At 60.8% G+C, this 23,570-nt stretch carries 20 protein-coding genes and 1 pseudogene; 5 read left to right on the forward strand and 16 right to left on the reverse strand.

Annotated features, from left to right (window positions below):
* Positions 1-3: 3 nt before the first annotated feature.
* From J2Z75_RS23895 to J2Z75_RS23905, 3 genes are read right to left on the reverse strand one after another with little or no spacing between them, the layout of a single operon-like run.
* The gene (locus J2Z75_RS23895) at positions 4-2,961 is read right to left on the reverse strand and encodes a sarcosine oxidase subunit alpha family protein (protein WP_209855425.1); all 2,958 of its coding nucleotides are present in this window, start codon (positions 2,959-2,961) and stop codon (positions 4-6) included.
* A complete protein-coding gene (locus J2Z75_RS23900) occupies positions 2,958-3,236 on the reverse strand; it encodes a sarcosine oxidase subunit delta (protein ID WP_209855426.1) in 279 nt (92 codons plus the stop codon). Before J2Z75_RS23900 ends, J2Z75_RS23895 begins: the two co-directional genes overlap by 4 nt.
* A gap of 9 nt (positions 3,237-3,245) precedes the next feature.
* Positions 3,246-4,496, reverse strand: a complete 1,251-nt coding sequence (locus J2Z75_RS23905) for a sarcosine oxidase subunit beta family protein (protein WP_209855427.1) — start codon at positions 4,494-4,496, stop codon at positions 3,246-3,248.
* Between the two features lie 301 nt (positions 4,497-4,797).
* On the opposite strand from J2Z75_RS23905, the gene cysQ reads away from it, so the two are divergent.
* Positions 4,798-5,574 (forward strand): 3'(2'),5'-bisphosphate nucleotidase CysQ, encoded by a 777-nt coding sequence (gene cysQ, locus J2Z75_RS23910; RefSeq protein WP_209855428.1) that lies wholly within the window; start codon positions 4,798-4,800, stop codon positions 5,572-5,574.
* Between the two features lie 143 nt (positions 5,575-5,717).
* Positions 5,718-6,749 carry a DUF2793 domain-containing protein gene (locus tag J2Z75_RS23915; RefSeq protein ID WP_209855429.1) on the forward strand — a complete coding sequence of 344 codons (1,032 nt, stop codon included), beginning with the start codon at positions 5,718-5,720 and terminating at the stop codon, positions 6,747-6,749.
* 29 nt (positions 6,750-6,778) lie between these two features.
* Here the strand turns inward: J2Z75_RS23915 and J2Z75_RS23920 are convergent, their stop codons facing one another.
* The 5 genes from J2Z75_RS23920 to J2Z75_RS23940 all read right to left on the reverse strand — a co-directional run bounded on the left by J2Z75_RS23920 (position 6,779) and on the right by J2Z75_RS23940 (position 13,603).
* Complete coding sequence (locus J2Z75_RS23920; RefSeq protein WP_209855431.1) at positions 6,779-9,883, reverse strand: efflux RND transporter permease subunit; 3,105 nt, start codon at positions 9,881-9,883, stop codon at positions 6,779-6,781.
* Positions 9,880-10,959: an efflux RND transporter periplasmic adaptor subunit gene (locus J2Z75_RS23925; protein WP_209855435.1), complete on the reverse strand. Its 1,080-nt coding sequence runs from the start codon at positions 10,957-10,959 to the stop codon at positions 9,880-9,882. The genes J2Z75_RS23920 and J2Z75_RS23925 overlap by 4 nt, the downstream gene beginning before the upstream one ends.
* Entirely contained in the window at positions 10,956-11,996 is a 1,041-nt protein-coding gene (locus J2Z75_RS23930) for an efflux RND transporter periplasmic adaptor subunit (protein WP_234937531.1), read from the reverse strand. The genes J2Z75_RS23925 and J2Z75_RS23930 overlap by 4 nt, the downstream gene beginning before the upstream one ends.
* A 323-nt stretch (positions 11,997-12,319) precedes the next feature.
* Entirely contained in the window at positions 12,320-12,703 is a 384-nt protein-coding gene (locus J2Z75_RS23935; protein WP_327791288.1) for a response regulator, read from the reverse strand.
* 144 nt (positions 12,704-12,847) lie between these two features.
* The gene (locus J2Z75_RS23940) at positions 12,848-13,603 is read right to left on the reverse strand and encodes a Crp/Fnr family transcriptional regulator (RefSeq protein WP_209855438.1); all 756 of its coding nucleotides are present in this window, start codon (positions 13,601-13,603) and stop codon (positions 12,848-12,850) included.
* Between the two features lie 176 nt (positions 13,604-13,779).
* Here J2Z75_RS23940 and J2Z75_RS23945 point away from each other — a divergent pair, with 176 nt between their 5' ends.
* Both J2Z75_RS23945 and J2Z75_RS23950 read left to right on the forward strand, forming a co-directional pair.
* Positions 13,780-14,643, forward strand: coding sequence for an SDR family NAD(P)-dependent oxidoreductase (locus J2Z75_RS23945; RefSeq protein ID WP_209855440.1), 864 nt, complete (start codon positions 13,780-13,782; stop codon positions 14,641-14,643).
* 119 nt (positions 14,644-14,762) lie between these two features.
* A complete protein-coding gene (locus J2Z75_RS23950) occupies positions 14,763-16,319 on the forward strand; it encodes a VOC family protein (RefSeq protein WP_209855442.1) in 1,557 nt (518 codons plus the stop codon).
* Positions 16,320-16,445: 126 nt separating this feature from the next.
* Here J2Z75_RS23950 and J2Z75_RS23955 read toward each other — a convergent pair whose 3' ends face one another.
* Positions 16,446-17,096 (reverse strand): LysE family translocator, encoded by a 651-nt coding sequence (locus J2Z75_RS23955; RefSeq protein WP_209855445.1) that lies wholly within the window; start codon positions 17,094-17,096, stop codon positions 16,446-16,448.
* 121 nt (positions 17,097-17,217) lie between these two features.
* Between J2Z75_RS23955 and J2Z75_RS23960 the strand changes: the two are divergent.
* A pseudogene (locus J2Z75_RS23960) lies at positions 17,218-17,777 on the forward strand (transposase); the annotation flags it as partial.
* Here the strand turns inward: J2Z75_RS23960 and J2Z75_RS23965 are convergent.
* The 7 genes from J2Z75_RS23965 to J2Z75_RS23995 form a co-directional block, all read right to left on the reverse strand.
* A complete protein-coding gene (locus J2Z75_RS23965; RefSeq protein WP_209855448.1) occupies positions 17,774-18,331 on the reverse strand; it encodes an NADPH-dependent FMN reductase in 558 nt (185 codons plus the stop codon). The pseudogene J2Z75_RS23960 and the gene J2Z75_RS23965 sit on opposite strands and share 4 nt — an antisense overlap.
* A gap of 102 nt (positions 18,332-18,433) precedes the next feature.
* Positions 18,434-19,387 (reverse strand): ring-cleaving dioxygenase, encoded by a 954-nt coding sequence (locus tag J2Z75_RS23970; protein WP_209855449.1) that lies wholly within the window; start codon positions 19,385-19,387, stop codon positions 18,434-18,436.
* 103 nt (positions 19,388-19,490) lie between these two features.
* Entirely contained in the window at positions 19,491-19,991 is a 501-nt protein-coding gene (locus tag J2Z75_RS23975) for a DUF3833 family protein (protein WP_209855451.1), read from the reverse strand.
* A gap of 99 nt (positions 19,992-20,090) precedes the next feature.
* Positions 20,091-20,873, reverse strand: a complete 783-nt coding sequence (locus J2Z75_RS23980) for a carbon-nitrogen hydrolase family protein (RefSeq protein WP_209855454.1) — start codon at positions 20,871-20,873, stop codon at positions 20,091-20,093.
* Entirely contained in the window at positions 20,870-21,670 is an 801-nt protein-coding gene (locus J2Z75_RS23985; RefSeq protein WP_209855456.1) for an ABC transporter permease, read from the reverse strand. Before J2Z75_RS23985 ends, J2Z75_RS23980 begins: the two co-directional genes overlap by 4 nt.
* Positions 21,667-22,521: an ABC transporter permease gene (locus tag J2Z75_RS23990; RefSeq protein WP_209855458.1), complete on the reverse strand. Its 855-nt coding sequence runs from the start codon at positions 22,519-22,521 to the stop codon at positions 21,667-21,669. The genes J2Z75_RS23985 and J2Z75_RS23990 overlap by 4 nt, the downstream gene beginning before the upstream one ends.
* Positions 22,518-23,555 (reverse strand): ABC transporter ATP-binding protein, encoded by a 1,038-nt coding sequence (locus J2Z75_RS23995; protein WP_209855459.1) that lies wholly within the window; start codon positions 23,553-23,555, stop codon positions 22,518-22,520. The genes J2Z75_RS23990 and J2Z75_RS23995 overlap by 4 nt, the downstream gene beginning before the upstream one ends.
* Between the last annotated feature and the right edge of the window lie 15 nt (positions 23,556-23,570).

Genomic DNA, 23,570 nt, shown 5'->3' on the forward strand with positions numbered 1-23,570 from the left:
GCCTCAGACGTTCAGTTTGGCATTGCCGGGATCGACGAAGACCGGGTTGCAGACCTCCGCCACGACATCGGCACCGGCGAGCTTGTCCCAGACGACGATACGCTCGCCGTACCGCTCGCGGCCGGACTTGAGGAAGGCAAGCGCGATATCGTGACCAAGTGTCGGCGAAAAGCAGGCGGAGCTGACATAACCCTGGTCATTGAGCGTCGAAGGTTTGGCACCCTCGCGCAACAAATGCGCACCAGCGCGGATATGCTGGTCGGCCTCCACCGGTTTCAGTCCCACCATCTGCATGCGATCGGCGGCGGTCAGGCCGTAGCGGGTGGACAACCGCTTGCCGATAAAGTCGGGTTTCTGCGCCGATACCATGCGTCCGAAACCGGCGTCGTCCGGCGTCACGCGGCCGTCGAATTCGGCATGGGTGACATGCCCTTTTTCCATGCGCAGCACGTTCAGCGCTTCCAGGCCATAGGCGCAAATCCCGTGCGCCCTGCCCTCCTCCATGATCGCATCCGCGACCGCCTCGCCGGAGCCTGCGGGAACCGCCAACTCGTAAGCCAGTTCGCCGGAAAAGGAGATCCGGAACAGCCGCGCCTTCAGGCCGCCTTTCAGCGCGACGATACCAGCAGCAAGAAAGGGAAATGCCGCATCCGAAATGTCGTCTTCCACCAACGCCTGGACGACAAGGCGGGCTTTCGGCCCGGCGATCGCCATCTGCGCCCATTGATCGGTCGAGGAACAGAAGCGAACCCTGAGGTCCGGCCAGAGCACCTGCGCGCAATATTCCATATGGGACATCACGCCGCCGGCCAGCGCCGTGGTGGTGGTCATGAAGAAATGCTCGCTCGACAGCCGGCTGGTGGTGCCGTCGTCATAGACCATGCCGTCCTCGCGCAGCATCAACCCATAACGCGCCTTGCCGACCGGCAATTTCAGAAAAGCATTGCAGTAGATGCGATTAAGGAACTCGGCCGCGTCCGGTCCGAAAATCTCGATCTTGCCGAGCGTCGAGACATCGCAGAGACCGACATTTTCGCGAACATTGCGAACTTCGCGGTCCGTGCTTTCACGCCATGTCTTTTCGCCGCTCCGGGCGAAATAGGCAGGACGATACCAGAGCCCGGAATCGACGAAGACGGCGCCGTTCTTTTGCGCCCAGCCGTGGAGAGGCGATTTGCGCACCGGAGCCGCATGCTCATCGCGGGACGTGCCGGCGAGAGCGCCGAGCGTGACCGGCGTATAGAACGGCCGGAAGGTCGTCGTTCCCACATCGGCGGGGCTGATACCCTGCATGGCGGCCAGAAGGCCCGTCGCGTTGATGCCGGAAAGCTTGCCCTGGTCCGTTGCCATGCCGTTTGTCGTATAGCGCTTGGCATGCTCGACATGGCCGAAGCCTTCGCGCAGCGCGAGCCCGATATCCCTGACGTGAACGTCATTCTGGAAATCGATGAAGGCCTTGGCCTTGGCGCCCGGGGAATACCAAAGCGCGGTGAACGAGGGGTCGATGTCCTCCTCCACGACCGGCATCGCCTCAGCAGGCGCCGAAAAACCGAGATCGGCAGCGATGGCGGCAGCCTTTTGCGCACCATCCGCCAGACAGCCAACCAGAGTGTATCGTCCGGCCGCCGAGCCCGCAACGACCAGCCCGTTGCCGACGTCGGGCGCGAGGAAGGTCTGCAACTCCGGTGACCACACCGCCTTTGCACCGCGCTGGCAGGCGAGATGAATGACCGGATTCCAGCCGCCGGACATGCCGATCGCATCGCAGGCGATGGTCTCTTCGAAGCCCGAGCGTTCGACGACGATGCCGGAAACGCGTTGACGACCCTGCGTATCAATGACCGAACCCGATTGGATGAGACGAACACCGGCAGGAGCGACATCCGCAACGTCGGAGCGGCTATCAATGATGGCGGCGATCTCTACGCCCTGAGCAGCAAGATCGTGTGCGGCCTGATAACCGGCACTGCCATTGGAAAAGATCGCAACAGACCTGCCCGCCGCCACACCAAATCGGTTGGCATAGGTGCGCATGGCGCCGGCCATCATCACGCCGGGCTTGTCGTTGCCGCCGAATACCAGAGGCCGCTCTTCGGCTCCGGTTGCCAGCAGCGCCCGCTTGGCAGCGATACGCCAGAGCCGTTCCACCGGAAGCTTCGCCTGCGGCATGGCCACATGCTTCTGCACCCGTTCGACCGCGCCAAAAACATTGTCGTCATACCAGCCGAAAACGGTGGTGCGCGGCATGATGGTGACGTTCGGCAGCGACCGGAGCTCGGCGAGCGATGCCTCGGCGAAAGCTTGAGCGGATACGCCATCGATGCGCGTAGTTTCAGCCAGCAGCGAACCGCCAAGCCTGAAATCCTCGTCAGCGAGGATGACGCGAAGTCCGGCCCGTCCGGCAACGAGCGCCGCCATCAAGCCCGTCGGACCGGAGCCAACAACCAGCAGATCGCAATGCGCCCAGCATTTCTCGTAAGCTTCCGGATCACGCTCCAGTACCACGCGCCCGAGCCCGGCCGCCCTGCGGATGATCGGCTCGTAGACCTTTTCCCAGAAGGCAGCCGGCCACATGAAGGTCTTGTAGTAGAAACCGGCACCGAGGAAGGGCGACAACAGGCCGTTCACCGCGCCAAAATCGTATTTCAGCGACGGCCAGCGGTTCTGGCTGCGGGCATCGAGCCCGGCATAAAGTTCGGCAACCGTCGCCTTGGTGTTCGGGTCTGTGCTTGCACCCTTGCCGATCGTGACCAGCGCATTCGGCTCGGAGGCACCGGCGGTGACAATACCGCGCGGCCGGTGATACTTGAAGCTGCGGCCGACCAGAAGCCTATCATTGGCAAGAAGGGCTGAGGCCAGCGTATCGCCGGAAAGGCCCGTCAATGTCTTCCCGTCGAACTTGAAATCGAGGTTGGCGCCGCGATCGACAAGACCACCCGATGTGAGACGATAGGCGGTCATCGGCCAGCCTCCCGCGCCGTGGCCGCACCATCCGTTACAGAGAAGACTTCATGAGTGAATGTGTCGCGCTCGACGACCAGCCAGCGCCGACAGCCCGCCACATGCTGCCAATGCTCGCGGTAGCGCCCGCGCGGGTTGGAGCGAATGTGGACATAGTCGTGCCAGGCCTCGTCAGACGCCTCCGGATCAGGACGCACCAGCGACGCATCGCCCCTGATCGAAAACTCTTCCTTTGGCCGGACGCCGCAATGCGGGCAGTGAATGAGGCTCGCCATTCTAAGGTCTCAATGCAGGTTGGGCTGTGGACCAGCGCCATGTTCGTCGATTGGATAGCCGCGTTCGAAACGGTCGAGGCGCAGGAAACGGGCAACGGGATGGGTCTCGTTCTTGGCGATCAGATGCGCGAAGCACCAGCCCGACGCCGGCGTCGCCTTGAAGCCGCCGTAGCACCAGCCACAGTTGAGATAAAGATTGTCGATCGGCGTCTGGCTGATGATCGGCGAGCCATCCATGCTCATGTCCATGACGCCGCCCCAGGAGCGCAGGACCCGTACGCGTGACAGGCCGGGGATCATCGTCACCCCCTCCTCCATCACATGCTCGACCGTCGCCAGATTGCCGCGCTGGGCGTAGGAATTGTAGCCGTCGATCTCGGCGCCAAAGACAAGGCCGCCCTTGTCCGACTGCGAGATGTAGAAGTGCCCGGCACCATAGGTGATGACGTGGTCGATGGCTGGCTTCAGCCCCTCGGTGACGAAAGCCTGCAGCACATGGCTCTCGATCGGCAGCTTCAGGCCGGCCATCTCGCCGACGCGCGAGGTATTGCCGGCCGCAGCCAGGCCCAGTTTGCCGCAGCCAATGAAACCCTTCGATGTCTCGACACCAGTCACCACGCCGTGCTCGCGGCGGATGCCTGTCACTTCGCAATTCTGGATGAGATCGACGCCAAGCCGGTCGGCGGCACGGGCATAGCCCCAGGCAACCGCATCGTGACGCGCCGTGCCGCCGCGCTTCTGCAAGAGGCCGCCCATGATCGGGAAGCGGGCATGGGCGAAATTGAGGAATGGCAGCATCTTCTTTAATGCCGCGCGATCCAGCAGTTCGGCCGGAACGCCCTCCATCCACATGGCATTGCCGCGGCGGATATAGGCGTCGCGCTGGCCGTCATTGTGGTAGAGATTGATGACGCCGCGCTGCGACAGCATGGCATTGTAGTTGAGATCCTGCTCCATGCCTTCCCAGAGCTTCATCGAAAACTCGTAGAACGGCTCGTTGCCGGGCAGCATGTAGTTGGAACGCACGATCGTCGTGTTGCGCCCGACATTGCCAGAGCCGAGATAGTTTTTCTCCAGCACCGCGATGTTCTTGAGGCCGAATTCCCTGGCGAGATAGTAGGCCGTCGCCAAACCATGCCCGCCGCCGCCGACGATGATCACATCGTAGAAGGGCTTGGGCTCCGGCTGCCGCCAGGCCGGCTTCCAGTTGACGTTGCCCGAAAGCGCGTTCTTGACGATCGAGAATGCCGAATAGCGCATGCCAGTCCCAATTCACCCTACCAATAGTGCAACGCACATTTGCATATGCTGTGATCGGCGCAAAGACCACCGTGGCAAAGACGGATCGAATGCGTCGTGCCGCACTGTCGCAGATTTATCCGAACGGAACGCGGGACACAGTGCCAAATGCGGCACAGTCGGAAAAATTTGACGCGCAAATATTGAAAAGACCGGTAAGGAATGTGGATGTATAGTCATTGTACCGGATGATCGCGTTCAACGTCTCCGGGAAAAATTTGAACGCCATGGCCGAAGACGGCAGGAAGGCGCAGGAAGCAAGATGCTGGACGTTCTGGAAGCGGCGGCCGTGGCTGCGGGGAAAGCGATCCTCGACGTCTATCATGCCGGACCGGAGGTCAGCTACAAGGCCGACTGTTCCCCTGTGACCGATGCAGACGAGAGCGCCGAAAAAATCATTCTCGATCGACTGGCAGCAGCGTTTCCCGATATCCCCGTGGTCGCCGAGGAAGCCGTCGCCGCCGGCCACATCCCCGATATAGAAGGTAAGTCGTTCTTCCTTGTCGATCCGCTCGACGGCACCAAGGAATTTGTCGGCCGCAATGATGACTTTACGGTCAACATCGCGCTGATCGAAAACGGAGAACCGATCGTCGGCGTCGTCTACGCGCCGGCAATCGGCATTCTCTATGCCGCCACGCGTAGCAAGGCGAAGAAGTCCGTGGTTTCAGGTCAGCGCGATATCGGCCCGCCGACCATCATCGGCTGCCGCAGCCGCGGCGACCGGCTGGTGGCACTGGCCAGCCGGTCCCACAACAGCCAGGAAACCATCGCCTATCTCGCCGAACACGGCATTACCGACTACGAATCCATCGGTTCTTCGCTGAAATTCTGTCTTCTCGCCGAAGGGCTCGCCGATATCTATCCACGCCTCAGTCGGACGATGGAATGGGATACCGCCGCCGGAGATGCCATCCTGCGGGCAGCCGGTGGCGAGACCCTCACCATGAATGGCGATCCGCTCGCCTATGGCAAGCGCAACCAGACGTCCGATGTCGACTTTGCCAATCCCTATTTCGTGTCGCGCGGCAAGGATTAGCAAATCCGGACCATCGTGCAGGTCGGGGAGTGACGGGCAAGCTCAGCCGGAATTTCTCTTTGCCGACAAGACCAAAGCCAGTTCGTAATCCCCTGCTCCGACCATACGGGTAACCTTCTCCTCACCACAAGGGAGAACTGCCGATGAGCGAGACGACCGTCAACCTGGAACTGCCCTATATCCTGCCCTCGCAGGCGCAGAAGCACGTCACTCACAATGAAGCGCTGCAACGCCTCGACGCACTGACACAACTGACGATCACCGCATCGCTGTCAACGCCGCCATCCGACCCGCAGGAAGGGACCTGCTACGACGTCGCGGCATCTCCCACGGGCGCATGGGCGGGAAAGAGTGGCAAGCTCGCCTTCAGGCAGGATGGCGACTGGATTTTCATTGCCCCGAAGGAAGGCTGGCGCGGGTGGTTTCTCGCCGAGGACAGGATGAAGATTCACGACGGCAGTGCCTGGGTTTTCTATGACGCGGTCGGTACGCCAGCACATCTCGGTATCAACATCGCCGCCGACAACACCAACCGGCTCGCCGTTGCAGCAGTCGCCACGTTGCTGACGCATGACGGGCACGGGCATCAGGTCAAGGTCAACAAGGCAACGATGGGCGATACGGCGAGCCTCCTGTTCCAGACGGGATGGTCCGGCCGGGCGGAAATGGGGCTCACCAGCTCGGATGATTTCACCGTCAAGGTCAGTCCGGACGGAACAGCCTGGACATCGGCGCTGAGCATCACCGGCCAGGGTCAGGTGCGCATGCCGCAACGGCCTCTTGTGCGCGCCACCCGCGGCGGCGGGGTGCTGACACCGGCATCCGGCTCGCAGACCGGTTTTTCCACATTGAGTATCAACCAGGGCGGTTTCAGTCTCGGCCCCGCCGTCGCAGGCGGCGGCAACCGGCTGGTGGTGCCGGTCGCGGCTCCCTACCTCGTCTGCCTCGGCGTCGAAGCCAATCCCTCCGGTGCATTTTCCGTCGCCGTCAAGGTCAACGGCACGACGACCATCGCCAGCGTCAACGATAACGACGCGGCTTCCGCGTCCTATGGAAATTGCGCCATAGGCATGGCACTTCTGAACGCCGGAGATTGGCTGGTGCTGGAACATACCGGCACCGCGCCGCTCGATTTCGGTTATGACAAGACGGAGCTGACGGTGGTGATGCTGTGAAAAACAGCCCCCTTAAAACGCCCGTCTTCCTAAACCGGCACGGCATCTTCCGTGGTCGTAGCCGGCGATCCCTCCAGTTCGGCACCTTCTGTCTTTTCCGGCGGCTTGATACGGAACCAGGCGAGATAGAGCGCCGGCAGGAAGAGCAGCGTCAGCACCGTGCCGACGATGATGCCGCCCATCATGGCGTAGGCCATCGGCCCCCAGAAGATTTCCCGCGCAATCGGGATCAGTGCCAGACTTGCGGCCGCAGCCGTCAGCATGATGGGTCGCATACGATGCTCGGTCGCCTCCCTGACCGCATCCCAGGGGTGGACGCCCTCCTTGCGCAGGTCCTCGATCTGCACGACGAGAATGACCGAGTTTCGGATCAGGATGCCGATCAGCGCCAGGATGCCGAGAATGGCGACGAACCCCATCGGCGCATTGCTGGAGAGAAGCGCAATCACCACGCCGATCAGAGCCAGCGGAGCGACCGCAAAGACCAGGAAAAGCCGCGAAAAGCTCTGAAGCTGGATCATCAGGATCGTCGCCATGACAAACAGCATGAGCGGTATGACGGCGGCGATCGGCGCCTGGCTCTTGGCGCTCTCCTCGACGCTGCCGCCGACGACGACCTTGTAGCCGACGGGCAGCTTGGACGAATAGGCCGACACATCCTTTTCAAGCTGGGCGACGATCGTCGCCGGCTGGGTTGCATCGCGAATGCCGGCCTTGACGATCAGCGTCGGCATGCGCTCGCGGCGCCAGACGACCGGCTGCTCCATCTCGTAGCGGAAATTGGCGACTGCGGCGAGCGGCACCGAATTGCCGTTGGTTCCGGGAAGCTGCAGGTCGCGCAGGGTCTCGATCGACTGCCGCTCGGATGCCTTGGCGCGGGCGACCACGTTGATGAGGTAGATATCGTCGCGAACCTGCGTGACCGTGGTACCGCCGACGATGCCGTTCAGCGCCGAGGCGATATCCTGCGAGGTCACCCCGAGCTGGCGTGCCTTGTCCTGCAGCACGTCCACCTTGATGACACGGGCGGGCTCGTTCCAGTCATAGACGATATCGCCGAGCAGCGGATTCTTGCCGACGATGTTGCCGAGGCCGAGGGCAAGCTTGCGGACCTCGCCAATATCCGGTCCGCTGACGCGATACTGCACGGGGCGGCCGACCGGCGGGCCGATGTCGAGCAGCTTCACATAGGCATCCGTGCCGACGAAGGTCTTCTTCAGATAGGCTTGCAGATCGACCTTCAGCGCATCGCGCACCGCAAGGCTCTTCGTCACGATCACCATCTGGCCGAAGGCCGTATTCGGCGGCTGCACGTCGAAGGACAGGACGAAACGCTGCGCACCTTGGCCGACATAGGTCGACCAGCGTTCGATATCCGGATTGCCCGCAAGCTTCTCCTTCTCGAACTTCGCCATCTGGGCATTGGTTTCGGTGATCGACGCATTCTGCGGCAACGACCAGTCTACGATCAGCTCGAGACGGTCGGACGAGGGGAAGAACTGCTGCTGCACGAACTGCATGCTGTAGACAGAACCTGCGAACACCAGCACGGTGACGATGATCGTCAGCCATTTCCAGCGCATGCAAAGGCCGAGCAAGCCGCCGAAGGCGCGACCGATACGGCCTTTTTCGCCATGGTGCTGCTTCATCGTCTTGGGGAGAATCGTCACGCCCAGCAAGGGCGCGAAGATCACGGCCACGACCCAGGACACCAGCAGCGAAACGGCGATGACCACGAACAGCGTGAACGTGAACTCGCCGGCAGCACTGTTGTTGAGGCCAACGGGAATGAAGCTTGCAACAGTCACGAGCGTGCCGGTCAGCATCGGAAAGGCCGTGTGCGTATAGACATACGTCGCCGATTTTCGCAACGAATCGCCCATTTCGAGCCGGGCGACCATCATTTCCACCGCGATCATGGCATCATCGACCAAAAGGCCAAGCGCGATGATCAGCGCGCCGAGCGATATGCGCTGCAACGATATGCCGTAGTAGGACATGAACACGAAAGTAATGGCCAACGTCAGCGGGATGGACAGGGCCACCACCAGACCGGCGCGCATGCCAAGGCTGATGAAGCTGACGACGAGAACGATGATAACCGCCTCGGCCAAAGCCTTGGTGAAGCCGGAAACGGCCTCTTCGACGATCAGCGGCTGATCGGACACCAGATGAATATCGACACCGACCGGCAGTTCCGACTGGACGACCTTGATTTCCTCTTCCAGCGCTTTGCCGAATTCCAGCAGGTTGGCGCCCTGTTTCATTCCGATCGCAAGGCCAATGGCCGCCTGCCCATTATAGCGGAAGAGCGCCGTCGGCGGATCGGTGTAACCGCGGGTGATGGTGGCAATGTCGCTCAATCGGAAGAACCGGTTGTTGACCTGTAGATTGACCGCACGCAAGCTGTCTTCGGAGGTGAACTGGCCGTTGACCCGAATACTCACACGTTCGCCGTCGGCCTGTATTACGCCGGATGGTTCGATGGCATTCTGCGCCTGCAATGTCGCCACCACGTCATTCTGGTTCACGCCCAGAGCCGCAAGCTGGCGGGTGGAGAATTCCAGGTAGATGACTTCATCCTGGGCGCCGACGAGATCCACCTTGCCGACATTGGGAACAGTGAGAACATCGCGGCGGGCGTTCTCGACATAGTCGCGCAATTGGCGCTGATTGAAGCCATCCGCGGTAAACGCATAGATATTGCCGAATACGTCGCCGAACCGATCGTTGAAGGCCGGATCTTGCACGCCGGCAGGAAATTGGCCCCTGATATCGCCGATATAGTTGCGGACGGTCAGCCAGATCGAAGCGACATCGCGCGCCTTGGTGGTGTCCTTCAGGTTGACGAAAACGATCGTCTGCCCGGGTGTCGTGATACTGCGCGTATAGTCGAGCGATTCCAGTTCCTCGAGCTTGCGCTCGATACGCTCCGTCACCTGGCGCGTGGTCTCCTCGACGGAGGCGCCTGGCCACTGGGCCGAGATGGTCATCGTCTTGATGGTGAAGTTCGGATCCTCTTCTCGCCCCAAGCTGAGATAGGAGAAGAAACCAAGCAGGCCGAAGACGATCATGAAATACCAGACCATGGACGCGTGATTGAGCGCCCAGTCTGAAAGGTTGAATTTTTTCATGACCGTTCCCCGTCTTCGAATTTCACTTTCTCGCCGTCCTTGAGGCTATGTACGCCGGCGGTGACGACACGCATGCCCGGATCGACACCCGACGAGATAAGAATATTTCCGCCTGCTTCGGCGCCGGTGACCACTTCGCGGGCCTTGACGGTTCCGTCACCCTCGTCCACCACCCAGACGAAGGACTTGCCGTCGCGCGAAAGGATGGCCGTTGCTGGCAGAACCATCTGCTCGACGGCGGCTTCTTTCAGCAAGGCGGTGATCGTGGTTCCCAGCCGGAAGCTTTCCGGCGGGTTTTCAAGAGCAATCTTGACGCGGCGCGTCCGCGTCGCCGCATCCGCGGCCGGCGCGATCTCGCGCACCTTGCCGACCACCGTCATCGCAGGATTGATCTGGAGGGAAACCAGAAACGGCGTTCCCACCGGCAGAAGCGCGTTGCCGTCCGGAATGTCCACCACGGCGTCCCTGTCGTCCGGTCGGGCGACGGTCACGACGGAAGCACCGGCTGCAACAACCTGGCCAACCTCGGCTCCGGTTTCCGTGACGATGCCATCGAACGCCGCCGTGATCTGCGTATAGGAGAGCTGCTCCGTCGCCTTGGATAGCGTCGCGCGGGACTGCACGACCGAAGCCTGCGCGGCCGCCGTCGATTGCTCGGCGCTTTCCACCGCTGCCTGTGTTTCAGTACCAGCCTTGAGCAAGGCCCTGGTCCGCTGCTCGACGGAAACGGCATTGGCCAGCGTCGCTTCCTTATTGGCAAGATCGGCACGGGCAGAGCCAACGGCCAGTTCAAGAGCGGTGGGGTCGAGGGCCGCCAGCAATTGCCCTCGGCTCACGGTGTCCCCGGTATCGACATCCCGGGCTACGAGGAGACCGGTCACGCGCGGGCCGAATACGGTCTGAACCTTTGGCTGTACTGTACCTGCAAAGCTGGATCCGGGAAGCGGCCGAAGGACAGCAATTTGCGAAAGCACTGGGCGAATAACCGGAGCAGCCTGTTCTTCTTTCTCTTGGCAGCCTGCGAGCATCAGAAGCGTAAACGGTGCGAAAAGCAACGCGAGGGATACCCTGTTCATTCAGCCTGCTCCTTGGCGATATCGACCACCTGGCCGGGGCGCAGCATCTTTGACCCGTCAATCACCACGGTGTCACCCTTGGAGATGCCGTCGGAAATCAGCACGCGACCCGTCTCGTAGTATGCCACGGTCACGGGTTTCAGATTGACCGTGCTGTCGTTGCGATCGACTACCCACACTGCGGGCTTGCCGCCGACTGCGGAAAGCGAGGTCCATGGCAGCATCACCAGCTTCGTCGGCTGCGAACTCGCAAATCCGGTTACCGACGCACCGAGCGTCATGCGGTCTGGGGTCTTGTCCATGGCGATCTTGACCCGTACGGTTCCGGTCGTCGTATCGATCGTCGGCGACACCTCGCTGATTGACCCCTCGGTTTTGACAGAGGGATCGCTGACAAGCGCGAGCCCAATTTTCGGCTCCGAAGGCTTTTCGAAAAGCAGCGATTCGTAGACGTCGAAGATCGCGTCGCGCGGGCCGTCCCTGGCAACCGTGAACATGGTCTGCGCCGCCTGGACCACTTGGCCGGCTTCCGCATTGCGCACGGTGACGATGCCGTCGGCATCGGCGCGAAGCTCGGTATAGGACAGCGAATCACGCGACGTGCCGAGTTCTGCTTTGGCGGAATCGAGCGATGCCGTGGCGGTCCGCAGCGAGGTCTCGGCCAGATCGAAGGTCTCCTGCGTGGTCGAGTTCTTCGCCAAAAGCGCTTTCTGACGTTCGAATGCCGAGGTGGCCTGCCTGACCTGCGCTTCCGCTGCGCGAACAGCGGCCTCGGACGCCTCTACATCCGCCTTTTGCTCACTGGGATCGATGCGGGCCAGAACCTCACCAACCGTCACATGCGACCCGACGTCGGCATACCATTCCGTTATCTGACCGCTGACACGAAACGAAAGATTGGTCTGGACATGCGCGACGACCTCGCCGGTCAGCGTCACCGTCTGACGATAATCGACAAAGTCTGCGCTCTGCGTGCGAACGGCTGTTTTCGGCTTTTCCGGTGGCTTCGTCTCGCCCTGACACGATGACAGAAACAATATTGCGATTGATGCTGCGCACCACCCGCCAACACGATATTTTCGTTTTCCGTTCATACGAGGCCGCTCGCTCCGATACTCATAGCAAACCATTTATTGTGGCCCCTCAATATACACAGCCCACACCAATTACAAGCCGGTTGAGCAGGCGAAAAACATCCGTTCTGAGAATGGGCGCGCGCCCCTGTCCCTTCCTGCCCAAACAGGAATATATCAGAAACTATGCAGATTTATTGTGCACGCAAAGGGAAAGGCACCGGTTGAGCGGTTCACCAGACGGCAAGGATCACAGGGCTCCGAAGGGAAGGTTTGTTGACGGTGAACTATGGCCGAACAGCACCCGCGGTGGCGAGCAGACCGGCCATCGCGCTTTCATTGAAAGGTTTGGTGATGCGCGGAATTCCGCGCAGCGCGACGGGAAAGATCGAGTTGTCGCCATATCCGGTCACGAAGCCGAAGGGTATCTGACGCATAGCGAGACTGCTCGCGAAATCGAAACTCGTCTGATTGCCCAGATTGACGTCCAGAACAGCGAAATCGAAAGACTGCGCTTCGGTCAAGGCACCGGCCTCCGCCAGGTTGCCGGCAATCTCGACATGTTCGATGCCAAGGGAGCGCAGAATATCCTCTGCTTCCATGGCAATGATGAAATTGTCTTCCAGCACTAGCACGCGCCTGATCGAAGCTGGGATTTCCGTGAGCGCCACCAGTATGGGTCCTGTCTGCAAGTCGGCCGGCGGTATTTGAATCGCGCCCCGTCAATCCGATTAGTATGACAAGAAAAGGACGGCAGCATTTAAAAAAGACATATCCCGGGCCGATATTGAGCCGGCGATATCAGGTCCCGGCGGTTAGATGAACGGGCGGTTCTTGTCATGATACCCCTCCCAGCCCGATATCTTCATCAGACCTTCATCGTCCAGAATGTCGCAACCCCGATCGGCCCAGCGGATCAGCTTGCGCTCCCCCAGTTTTTTCAAGGTCTTGTTGGTGTGAACGATCGAAAGCCCGAGCGTATCAGCCACATGCTGCTGGGTGATCGGAATGGAGACCCGCGCGCCCTTGAACAGGTTGCTTGCCTTGGCCCGCTGATAGAGGAAAGCCAGGAGATAGGCCGCCCGTTCGAGTGCCGAACGGCGCCCTATGCTCAAGAGGTTTTCATCAAGGATGCGCTCCTCCTGCGCGGCGATCCAGGTCAGATCATACGCAAGGTCGGGATAGTTGCGATAGAGCGTACCGAGCTTGTCGCGCTCGAAGACACACAGCGTCACGGGAGAAAGCGCCTCGACCGAATGCTGCATCTCGCCCATCAGGCTGCCCTGCAGCCCGATAAGATCGCCCGGCATCATGTAGTTCAGGATCTGCCGGCGGCCGTCGTCCAGCATCTTGTAGCGAAAACCCCAGCCGGAAAGCACCGTGAAGAGGTGCGCGCTGTGCGACCCTTCCACCAGTATCGTGGTTCCCGCATCGACCGCCAGCTCGCCCGTCTTGAAGTTTGAAACGAAATCCAGTTCATCCGGCTTGAACTCGCGGAAATGGGGAAGCGCACGCAGGGGACATTGTTCGCAGGGCGTCTGTCGGTTGTTCCGGGTCTTTGGCGCGGCCATTTTGTTCCTCGATGGGGTGGATGCCTGGACGGGAAAGCAGGTCTTTGATTTTTCTGAAAAATTAGAGCCCGTTGTTCTTCCGGCAAGGGGCTGTGCAAAGCACCGGTGGACTTCTCCGCGCAGCACGCCTAGTTTTCCGTTCCAGATCATGCCCTTGAGATTGAGACGGAACAGCAATGAATCATCCAGCCTTTGCCAGTAACCATGTCGCCGTCGTGACCGGAGCCGCGTCCGGCATCGGCCTTGCCGCAGCCAAGCGGTTCGTCGGCCTCGGCATGAACGTCGTTCTCGCCGATCTGCCGGGCGAGCGGCTGGACAAGGCTGCACGCGAAACGGCGGCAATATCTCCGCACGGCCCCGACAGCGTTGCTGCCGTCCCCACGGATGTTTCGAGCATCGATTCGCTCACCGCGCTTGAAAAGGCGGCGGTCGAACGTTTCGGCCGGGTGCACGTGCTGATGAACAATGCCGGCATCCCCGGCAGTTCGATGTTCGGTTCGCAGGATGCGTGGGAAAAGGTCTTCGCGGTCAACCTCTGGGGCGTCATCAACGGGTCGCGCATCTTTGCGCCAGCCATGATCGCCCACGGTCAGACCGGCCTCATCATCAACACCGGCTCCAAGCAGGGCATCACCACGCCGCCGGGCGATTCCGCCTACAATGTCACGAAGGCCGGCGTCAAAGCCTTTACCGAAGCCCTGCAGCACGAACTGCGCAACACGCCTGACTGCGCCATATCCGCGCATCTGCTGATCCCCGGCTTCGTCTATACGGGACTGACAGCCAACGGCAGCACGGAAAAGCCGGAGGCTGCCTGGACGTCGCAGGAGACTGTCGATTTCATGATGCAGAGCCTCGAAGGCGGAGATTTCTACATTCTCTGCCCGGATAACGACGTTGCACGTCCGACCGATGAGAAACGTATCCTCTGGGCCGCCGGCGATATCGTCGAGAACCGCCCGCCGCTGTCGCGCTGGCATCCCGACTACGCCGATACCTTCAAGGCGTTCCTCGCAAAAGAGCGCCCGAGAATCAGCTGACGCGGCTGCGGCGGGTGTCTGCTGGAGCGTTCAGGCGGTGGACGATGTGTTCACGCAGAAGCGCTGGCGCAGCACTCTGTTTGCTGCTTCTCTGTGGCCAAATCAACGGGTTTCATCATATGACGAGCGGCATTCACCACATCACCCTGATCACCCGCAAGGTGCAGGCCAATATCGATTTTTATGCCGGCTTCCTGGGGCTCCGCCTTGTCAAGCGCACCGCAGGCTTCGAGGATGCGGCGCAGCTTCACCTGCTCTACGGCGATGAGACCGGATCGCCGGGGTCGCTGGTGACGTTTCTCGTCTGGGAGGACGGCGCTCCGGGCCGTGTCGGCCATGGCCAGCCGAGCGAAATCGCCTTTGCCATCGCGCCGGACAGCATCGGCTTCTGGCTGACCCGCGCCCTTCGGTACAATGTGGCTGCAACCGGACCCACGCACGAATTCGGCGAGCCGGTGATCCGCCTGAAGGATCCGGATGGCGTCATCGTCAAGCTTGTGGGCACGCAGGCCGTTGCCGCTCCTGCCGTTCATGTCACGCCCGACATCCCGCAGGCAGACGCGATCCGGCGGTTGCGCGGTGCGACGATCCTGACAGCCAAGCCCGATGGCACCGCTGCATTCGTGACCCGGCATTTCGGTTATGCGGAAACGGACAGGACGGAGGCGATCCGTCGCCTGACCTCAGCCTCCGGCGATGTCGTCGACGTGCGCGATGCCGCCGGTTTCTGGACCGCAGCGCCTGGCACCGGCACCATCGATCACATCGCGTTTCGCGCAACCGGCACCTCGGCCGTAAACGACGTCCGCATGCAACTGGAGGCGGAAGACGTAGGTGAAATCTCCGCCCACGACCGCAAATATTTCTACTCGCTCTATGTCCGCGAACCGGGCGGCACGCTGTTCGAACTGGCCACCGATGGGCCGGGCATGACGGTGGACGAGAGCCTCGAAACCCTCGGGACGAAACTCTTCGTCCCCGAGCATTTCGGCGGCGATCTGGAAGCCAATCTCGTCATGCTGCCGCAATTTTCGCTTCCCGGCGAGGAGCGTTTTACCGAGCGCGACCTGCCCTTCGTTCATCGCCTGAACCAGCCGAAAAACCCGGACGGCCGCACCATCGTCCTCTTGCACGGCAGCGGCGCCAACGAGACCAGTCTTTTGCCGCTCGGCCGCCAGATCGCTCCGAATTCATTGCTCCTCAGTCTGCGCGGCCGCAGCACCGAGGAAGGTTTCCCGCGTTTCTTCCGCCGGATCACGCCGTTTACCTTCGACCAGAAGGATATCGCCTCCGAAGTCGAAGCCTTCGTCGCGATGATCGAAGGCGCCATTCCCGCCTATGGCATCGACCGCGAAAAGATGGTTTTCGTCGGTTACTCGAACGGTGCCAACATGCTGATCGCCACCATGCTGCTCCATCCGGGATTGATCAGGAATGCCGCGCTGCTGCGCATGATGAATCCGCTGGACACAATACCGGAAACGGATCTTTCCGGCACCAATATCCTGATGGTGACGGGAAAGACGGATGCCTACTCCCGCTACGCATCGCCGCTCGATTCCATTTTCCGCAAGGCAGGCGCGACGCTCGAAACCGTAACGCTGGATGCAGGGCACGAGATCGGCGGCATGGATGCCCAAGCCATCCGGGAATGGTTGAAGGCGACGGCTCCCTGAAAAATACTAAGCCGTGAACCCATAAACGCGAACGGCTATCTGATTTTTGCGATGACGTGCCGTCGATTCCAGATCGTCACCGACAGGCTAGCCGTTTAGGGCGACTTCCAGGGGAAAACGGATGGTCTATTTCTTTTGATTGCCAGCAAAAGCGGCCGTCAAGCCAAGGCCGATATACACGAAACCACTGACCCAGCGTTCAGCCTTCAGATACACGGGACTGCGCTTCAGCCACTTGCCGGCGGTGCCGGCGGCAAGTGCGTAGGAGCTGTCCGTCAGAACGCCAATCGCTGTGTAGACAAGCCCGAGAAAAGCGATCTGCATTGCCACATGGCCACGGTTGACCTCAACGAACTGCGGCAAGAAAGCCAGAAAGAACAGCGCTGTCTTCGGATTGAGGAGGTTAACGATAAAGCCCTCCCGAAAGAGACGCATGCGGCTTCGCGTCGGTAAACCGCCCTCGACGTTGGGAATGTCCGAGGGGCCGAAAAGCTTCTTGAGGCCGAGCCAGATCAGGTAGGCCGCGCCCGCATACTTCACTGCGCTGAAGGCGAGCGCGGACGATGCCAGGAGCGCCGACAATCCCACAGCGGCGGCGACAACATGAACAAGCGTGGCCGTATGGATGCCAAGGATCGAGACGAGCCCGGCAGAGCGACCCTGCTCGACCGAGCGCGCGAAGATGTAAAGAACTGCCGGTCCCGGCACGAGAAGCAGCACCAGTGTGGCGCTGACGAACAGGCTGAGATTCGTTGCGCTGGGAATTACCAAATCCATGATTGTCTTGCTCCCTTTTCTATTGCACGAACAATAGCATTGGGCTGCCTCCAATGCGAGATCGTCTTCTGCTTTTATGCTTTCACAGCGCGCCGATTTCTGGTTCAGGGCTCACCATGAGGATCGTTATGGCCCACGCACCACCTGCTATAATCGCTTCGCGCGATGGCGGAAGGCAGGCGTGTGGGTCGGATGATAGATGCTATTGCCGCCGCCCATGATGGCGACATCCAGATGATCGACAGCACCTCCGCTCGCGCGCACCAGCAGGCTGCGACGGCAAAAAGGGGGATCGAGATCATTGTCTCGGCCGCTCCCGAGGCGGGCTCACGACCAAAATTCATGCGGTCGTGGACGGGCAAGCAGCCGACGATCTGCTCGACCATGTTGGAGCTGGAACAATCGTGCTGGTGGACAAGGTCTACGATGCTGATCGCATCCGGGCATCTCTCCGCGGGAAGGGCGCGTTTGCCAATATCCCGCCCAAGGCCAACCGACGGTCGAAATCATATTTCAGCACATGGCTGTACCGTGAGCGAAACCTCATCGAACGTTTCTTCTAAGCTGAAGCACTTCCGCAGGGTTGCCACCCGATACGACAAGATAGCCGAGAACTTTCTCGCGATGGTCCAACTTGCCTCGATCCGCCTGTGGCTCCAAGTTTATGAGGCTACGGCCTAAGCCGTTTTTGCGGCAACATAGACCGCGAAAGCTTCGACGAAGGCCTTCAACCGCGCTTTGGCTTCCTCGTCGATCAGATTGCCGTCCTTGTCGAACAGCGAGCCTGCCTTCGGCAGCATCAGCCGCTTGCCCGACCAGAGGTCGGCGCCGAGCGTGCGCAGGACGGAGAGCCAGGCATTCTGGCTGAGCAAGGTGCCGAACGGCCCCGGCGACGTGCCGGCGATGGCAAACGCCCGGCCGGCAAAGACATTCGGCGCGCCGGTCATCGACGAACTCACCCAATCGATAGCGTTCTTGAAAACGCCGGGCATGGAATTGTTGTATTCCGGCGTGAACAGGATGACGCCATCGGCAGTGGCGATCTGGTCTTTCAACACCTGCACCGCCTCCGGCACACCTTCCTTTTCCACGTCCGCGTTGTAGAGCGGAATGCCCTCTATGGTGCCGATCGTGAAGGCCACGCCTTGTGGCGCCATTGGAATCGCCGCGTGCAGCAGGGCCTTGTTGAACGAGGCCTTTCTCAGACTTCCGGAGATGCCGATCAATTTTGTCATGCAGGAGATTCCTTTTTTGCTTTGCCCGAAGCATGCTGCGAAACGCGGAAAAGTACAGACAAAAAAGCCGGAAGTTTTGCTCCCGGCCTTTTGTTTCTGCGCTTAGACCAGCGGCTTTAGCCGGGCCTCGATCTGGACGCGCTTATGCTCAAGGAACGGCGGCAGCGACAGGCCTTCGCCGAGCGTTTCCATCGGCTCGTCGACGGCAAAGCCAGGGCCGTCGGTGGCGATCTCGAACAGGATGCCGTTCGGCTCGCGGAAATAGAGCGAGCGGAAATAGAAACGCTCGACCTCGCCGCTCGACGGCAGGCGGAACCCTTCCAGACGTTCGGTCCATGCGTGCAGCGCGGCTTCGTCCGGCGCGCGGAAGGCGATATGGTGCACGGCGCCGGCACCTTGCCGTGCGGCTGGAAGACCGGGCTGAACCGCGACGTGCAGTTCGGCAGCCGGACCGCCCTCGCCCATCGCAAAGACGTGTACCTCGCCATTGCCATCGGGCGACGGATACTGGCGCTGCTTCGTCATGTTCATCACCTGCTCCAGCACCAATTGCGTATTGGTGATATCCGGAACGCTCATGGTGATGGGTCCAAGACCCTTGATCTGGTGTTCGGCCGGAACAGGGCTGCGATCCCACGGATGTGACGGCACAAGCCCGCCATCATCGATCAGCTGGAAACGCTGGCCCTCGCCGTCCTCGAAATCAAGCGACAGGCGGCCGTCGATCTCGATAACATCGCCCGACGCAATGCTCAATTCGCCAAACCGGGCCTTCCACCATTCGACGCTTTCCGGACTGCCGACGCGAAGGCCGGTGCGCGAAACACTGTGCGTGCCGCGCGCTTCCCGGTTGACGGGCCAGTCGAAGAAGGTCAGGTCCGTGCCGGGCGTTGCCTCGCCGTCGGCATAGAACAGGTGATAGGCGGTGGTGTCGTCCTGGTTCACGGTTTTCTTGACCAGCCGCATGCCGAGCGTCTGCGTGTAGAAACGCAGGTTTTCCCTGGCGTTCGCGGTAATCGCGGTCAGGTGATGAATCCCTGTCAGTTGCAAGCTCATAGCTGCCTCCATTGGTGAATGTGAGGCGAATATCGGTTGAATGGCTTGTTTAATAAAGAGGCGCGTTACGGACAGAATGTTCACTAAAGATGAACGACGATCCCTATCGCCTGAAATCCACCGTTACCCGCGCCACCGGAAAGATGTATTTCCACACACTCGCCGTATTCGCGATAGTCCTGCCATCGTCGGCGAGAACCATCTTGTCGAAGAAACGCACAATGTTCTTCCCCGGACCGGGGTCGAGATCGACCAGGTAGTTGAACCGCGCCGTGTTGCCGTCCACACGCAGCGTTGTCGTGCCGACGACATCCTCCCGCGTTCCTGAATATGTTGCCGGACCGGTGCGCACGAACCGCCACGTCTTGCGGTCCCTTTCCCCGCCGGAATAGACAAAGTCCTCACGCACCGTCAGCGTGTCTCCGCGCACCCTCCCGGTCAGGACTACATCGAATTGCCGTTTCACCCCGTTGATCGCGGAAAACGATCCCGTCGCAGTGGTTTTTCCGCGGAAGAACGTCTCCATCATGGTATCCGCTGCCGAAGCAGGTGGTGCCGGAGACAGCAGGCCCAGAACGGCCAGCGAAAACAGGATGCGTGTCATGTGTCTCTCCTACGTTGCAAAGGAGAGTACGGGGAGAGCGGCTGGATGGTTTTTGCGAGCCAGCGGCAAAAGCAGGCTTTCACCGGATCGTGATGACGATCAGGACGGGCGCCGAAGGTCGCTCAAATAGGTGTTTTCGCTTTTCGAGACATTGAAAGCGACGGGATCGATCGCCGCGATCATCAGCGCATCACCGTGAGTAGGCGCACTTGCCAGAAGACTGCCGTCGGGCGCGGCGATGCGCGACGATCCGGCAAAGGTGAAGCGCTCGTCGGCGCCGCAATGATTGATATAGGCGACAAAGACCTGATTCTCGAAGGCCCGCGTCTGGATCATGTGGTCGGCGATGAACGTGCCGGAATAGCCAGCCGGAAGCGCGGTCGGCACCAGCACGGCATCGGCGCTGGCCAAAGCCAGGCGCCGGACGTTTTCCGGGAATTCGACATCGTAGCAGATCAGCATGCCGCATCTGACGCCGCGATGCGTAAACAGAACTGTGCCTGGCTCGGCAGGGGCAAACAGCCCCCGCTCGTAATCGCCGTAAAGGTTGGACTTGCGATAGACGACAGGGGTGGTGGAACCATCGACATAGGCGGCGCTGTTGAAGATCATGCTTTCCGCCCTTTCGGCAAAGCCGGCAATGATCGCGACGCCCGTCTCCTCCGAGATAGCCTGCAGCCGCTGCAACAGAGGCCCGTTCGCCGGCTCGGCAAGATCGCGGATGATATCGCCGGCACCGTAGCCGGTGAGGCCGAGTTCCGGGGTAATCAAGAGGCTTGCGCCCCTGGCTGCCGCGTCCTTCGCCGCCTGCCCGATGCGTGCGAGATTGGCGGCGACGTCGCCGCTTTCCGATTTCATCTGCAGGGCGGCGAGCGTGATCATGTGTCGTCCGATGACATGGCGCCGAGCAGTTTCGGCAGATCGCCGAACCGCGCGACAAGGGAGAAGATGACCGCAGCTGTCGCCACGAACAGGATCGTCACCGAGGCCATGGTCGGCGTGTAGCCGTAGCGAAGCGCATTGAAGATCTTGATCGGCAGCGTTTCCATGGTGAAGCCGACGGTCATGTAGGCGACGATATACTCGTTGAGCGACAGGACGAAGGCAAAAGCATAGCCCGAAACGATATAGGGCAGGATCAGCGGCAACACGACGGTGCGGAAAATCGTCTTGTCATCGGCGCCCATCGTTGCCGCGGCTTCCACCAGCGAACGGTCGATCGCCGTGAAGCCGAGCGACAAGGTCACCAGCGGCAGCGTCACGAAGAAGATCGCGTGGCTGACGACTGCGGTCCATGGCTGGCCGTAAAAACCGGTGGTCGCCCAGAAAGTGAGCAGCCCGAGCGCGGTGATAACAGGCGGCAGCGTGAATGGCGCAATGCCGAGAAGCTGGAAGATGTTTGCCCAGGGCGCGATCCGCCGCCACAGGAACCAGGCGAGCGGAAGGGCGATGGCGACGGCCAGCGCTGCCGACAGGATCGCCAGCGTCAGCGAGGCAAGCAGCGCGTTTCGCCATTCCGGATTGAGGAAGATTTCGCCGTACCAGGACAGCGAAAAACCCTTGGGCGGAAAGGCGAGCGTCTGCTTGGCGTTGACCGACACGCCGGCAACGACGATCATCGGAAGCGCCAGAAACAGGCCGATCAGGAAGAAATAGACTTTGCTCAGCGCGCCGGTCATGCGGCTTCTCCCTTGCGTCCGGCAATCACGGTCAACGCCACAAGTCCGAGTGTCACCAGCACGAGGAACACCGCCATGGCAGCCGCAAACGGCATGTTGGACTGATAGATCGCCTGGTCGGTGATCAGCACCGACAGCGTCCAGTGCTGCGGCCTGCCGAGAAGCTGCGGCAGGAGATAGGAGCCGAGCGCGAAGATGAACACCATGATCAGCGTCGCGGTGATGGTATTCCGCAGTGCTGGAACGACGACGGTGAAAAATGCCTTGATCGGCGAGGCGCCCAGCGTGCGCGCAGCTTCCGTCAGTGTCGGATCGAGCCGCACCAGCGCCGGATAAAGCACCAGCACCGTATAGGGAAACGCCTGGTAGACCATGCCCGTCAGCACCGCGCCAAAGCTCGGCAGCAGCGCCTTGGCCTCGCTCATGATACCCGCCATGACCAGAAGATTGGTGATCCCGGCCGTGCGCGAAAACAGTGTCGACCAGGCAAAACCGATGATAACCTCAGACAGCGACAGCACCGACAAAAGCGCCACCAGCCAAGCGATCTGCACTTTTCGCGCCATGCGGGTCAGAAGATAGGTGAAGGGGACTGCCAGCACGATGCAGCAGATGGCGACAGTGACCGCCAGCATCAGCGAGAAGCCGAGTACATTGGCGAAGAACAGGCTGAGGAAGCGCTGGTAATTCGACAATTCGAAGGCCGGCACATAGAAGCCGCCCTGCTGACGCTGGAAGAACGAGACGGCGATCATCGTCGCGAAAGGAACCACAAAGAAGACGATCAGCATCATCGCGGGAAAGAACAACGGCGCATAGTCGCCGATTTTTTGCGGGGCTTCGCGTCTCATTTGGCCAGCACCACGCAAACATCGGGCAGAAGTACCACGCCGACCGGCTGACCGACGGTGACTTCCGGCCGGGCGCGCGGCGTCGAGACAGCGACGATCTGGCGGCCGGCAATATCGACAAAGGTTTCGATCGTGCCGCCGAGATCGCGCACGAAGGTCACGGTGCCGGACAGCGCGCCATCGCCGGGCGCCGTCAGATGGATGTCCTCCGGCCGGATCGACAATGTTGCCTTCCTGGTATCCGCACCAAGCGAAACGCCGGAGACTGGCTGACCGAGCACAGTGACATGACCGGTGCTGTCGGCTTCGGCCTCCAGCAGGTTGGTCGAACCGATGAAATCGGCAACGAACGTATCGGCCGGACGCCGATAGATTTCGATCGGCGACGCGGCCTGACGGATTTCGCCGCCCTTCATGACAACGACGGTATCGGCCATGGTCATCGCCTCGCGCTGGTCATGGGTCACCACGATCGTGGTGATGCCGAGCTGCTGCTGCAACTGGCGCAATTCCACCTGCATCGCCTCGCGCAGCTTGGCGTCGAGCGCCGAAAGCGGCTCGTCGAGCAGGAAAAGCTTGGGCGAAATCGCCAGCGCGCGGGCAATCGCGACGCGCTGGCGCTGGCCGCCCGACAATTTCGACACCGGCCGGTCGGAATAACCGCTGAGATGGATCATCGCCAGAAGCTCGTCGACACGCTTCTTCTGGTCTTCCTTCGGCGCACCGCGAATGCGCAAGGGGTAGGCGATGTTCTCTCCGACCGTCAGATGCGGAAACAGCGCCAGCGACTGGAACACCATGCCGAGGTTGCGTTTGTGGGTGGGAACATGGGTGATGTCCTCGCCATCAAGGTTGATCGCACCGCCGGTCGGCAGATCGAGGCCGGCGATCATGCGCAACAGCGTGGTCTTGCCGCAACCGGACGGTCCGAGCATGCAGACGAACGTGCCATGCGGCACCGTCAGCTCGACATTGTTGACCGCGGTGAAAGTCCCGAATTCCTTCGTGACGTTGTTGAGGGCGAGGCCTGACATCGTGTTCCTGTCTTT

The sequence above is a fragment of the Rhizobium herbae genome, assembly GCF_017873135.1.
GTDB classification, from domain to species: Bacteria; Pseudomonadota; Alphaproteobacteria; order Rhizobiales; family Rhizobiaceae; genus Pararhizobium; species Pararhizobium herbae.

Bases quoted from the DNA above. Each gene is read 5' to 3' on its own strand.
- J2Z75_RS23965 (WP_209855448.1), bottom strand. From the start codon at position 18,331: ATGACAAAATTGATCGGCATCTCCGGAAGTCTGAGAAAGGCCTCGTTC.
- J2Z75_RS23945 (WP_209855440.1), top strand. From the start codon at position 13,780: ATGAATCATCCAGCCTTTGCCAGTAACCATGTCGCCGTCGTGACCGGA.
- J2Z75_RS23900 (WP_209855426.1), bottom strand. From the start codon at position 3,236: ATGGCGAGCCTCATTCACTGCCCGCATTGCGGCGTCCGGCCAAAGGAA.
- J2Z75_RS23905 (WP_209855427.1), bottom strand. From the start codon at position 4,496: ATGCGCTATTCGGCATTCTCGATCGTCAAGAACGCGCTTTCGGGCAAC.
- J2Z75_RS23925 (WP_209855435.1), bottom strand. From the start codon at position 10,959: ATGAACAGGGTATCCCTCGCGTTGCTTTTCGCACCGTTTACGCTTCTG.
- J2Z75_RS23955 (WP_209855445.1), bottom strand. From the start codon at position 17,096: ATGGATTTGGTAATTCCCAGCGCAACGAATCTCAGCCTGTTCGTCAGC.
- J2Z75_RS23980 (WP_209855454.1), bottom strand. From the start codon at position 20,873: ATGATCACGCTCGCCGCCCTGCAGATGAAATCGGAAAGCGGCGACGTC.
- cysQ (WP_209855428.1), top strand. From the start codon at position 4,798: ATGCTGGACGTTCTGGAAGCGGCGGCCGTGGCTGCGGGGAAAGCGATC.
- J2Z75_RS23895 (WP_209855425.1), bottom strand. From the start codon at position 2,961: ATGACCGCCTATCGTCTCACATCGGGTGGTCTTGTCGATCGCGGCGCC.
- J2Z75_RS23975 (WP_209855451.1), bottom strand. From the start codon at position 19,991: ATGACACGCATCCTGTTTTCGCTGGCCGTTCTGGGCCTGCTGTCTCCG.
- J2Z75_RS23985 (WP_209855456.1), bottom strand. From the start codon at position 21,670: ATGACCGGCGCGCTGAGCAAAGTCTATTTCTTCCTGATCGGCCTGTTT.
- J2Z75_RS23915 (WP_209855429.1), top strand. From the start codon at position 5,718: ATGAGCGAGACGACCGTCAACCTGGAACTGCCCTATATCCTGCCCTCG.
- J2Z75_RS23995 (WP_209855459.1), bottom strand. From the start codon at position 23,555: ATGTCAGGCCTCGCCCTCAACAACGTCACGAAGGAATTCGGGACTTTC.
- J2Z75_RS23950 (WP_209855442.1), top strand. From the start codon at position 14,763: ATGACGAGCGGCATTCACCACATCACCCTGATCACCCGCAAGGTGCAG.
- J2Z75_RS23970 (WP_209855449.1), bottom strand. From the start codon at position 19,387: ATGAGCTTGCAACTGACAGGGATTCATCACCTGACCGCGATTACCGCG.
- J2Z75_RS23940 (WP_209855438.1), bottom strand. From the start codon at position 13,603: ATGGCCGCGCCAAAGACCCGGAACAACCGACAGACGCCCTGCGAACAA.
- J2Z75_RS23990 (WP_209855458.1), bottom strand. From the start codon at position 22,521: ATGAGACGCGAAGCCCCGCAAAAAATCGGCGACTATGCGCCGTTGTTC.
- J2Z75_RS23920 (WP_209855431.1), bottom strand. From the start codon at position 9,883: ATGAAAAAATTCAACCTTTCAGACTGGGCGCTCAATCACGCGTCCATG.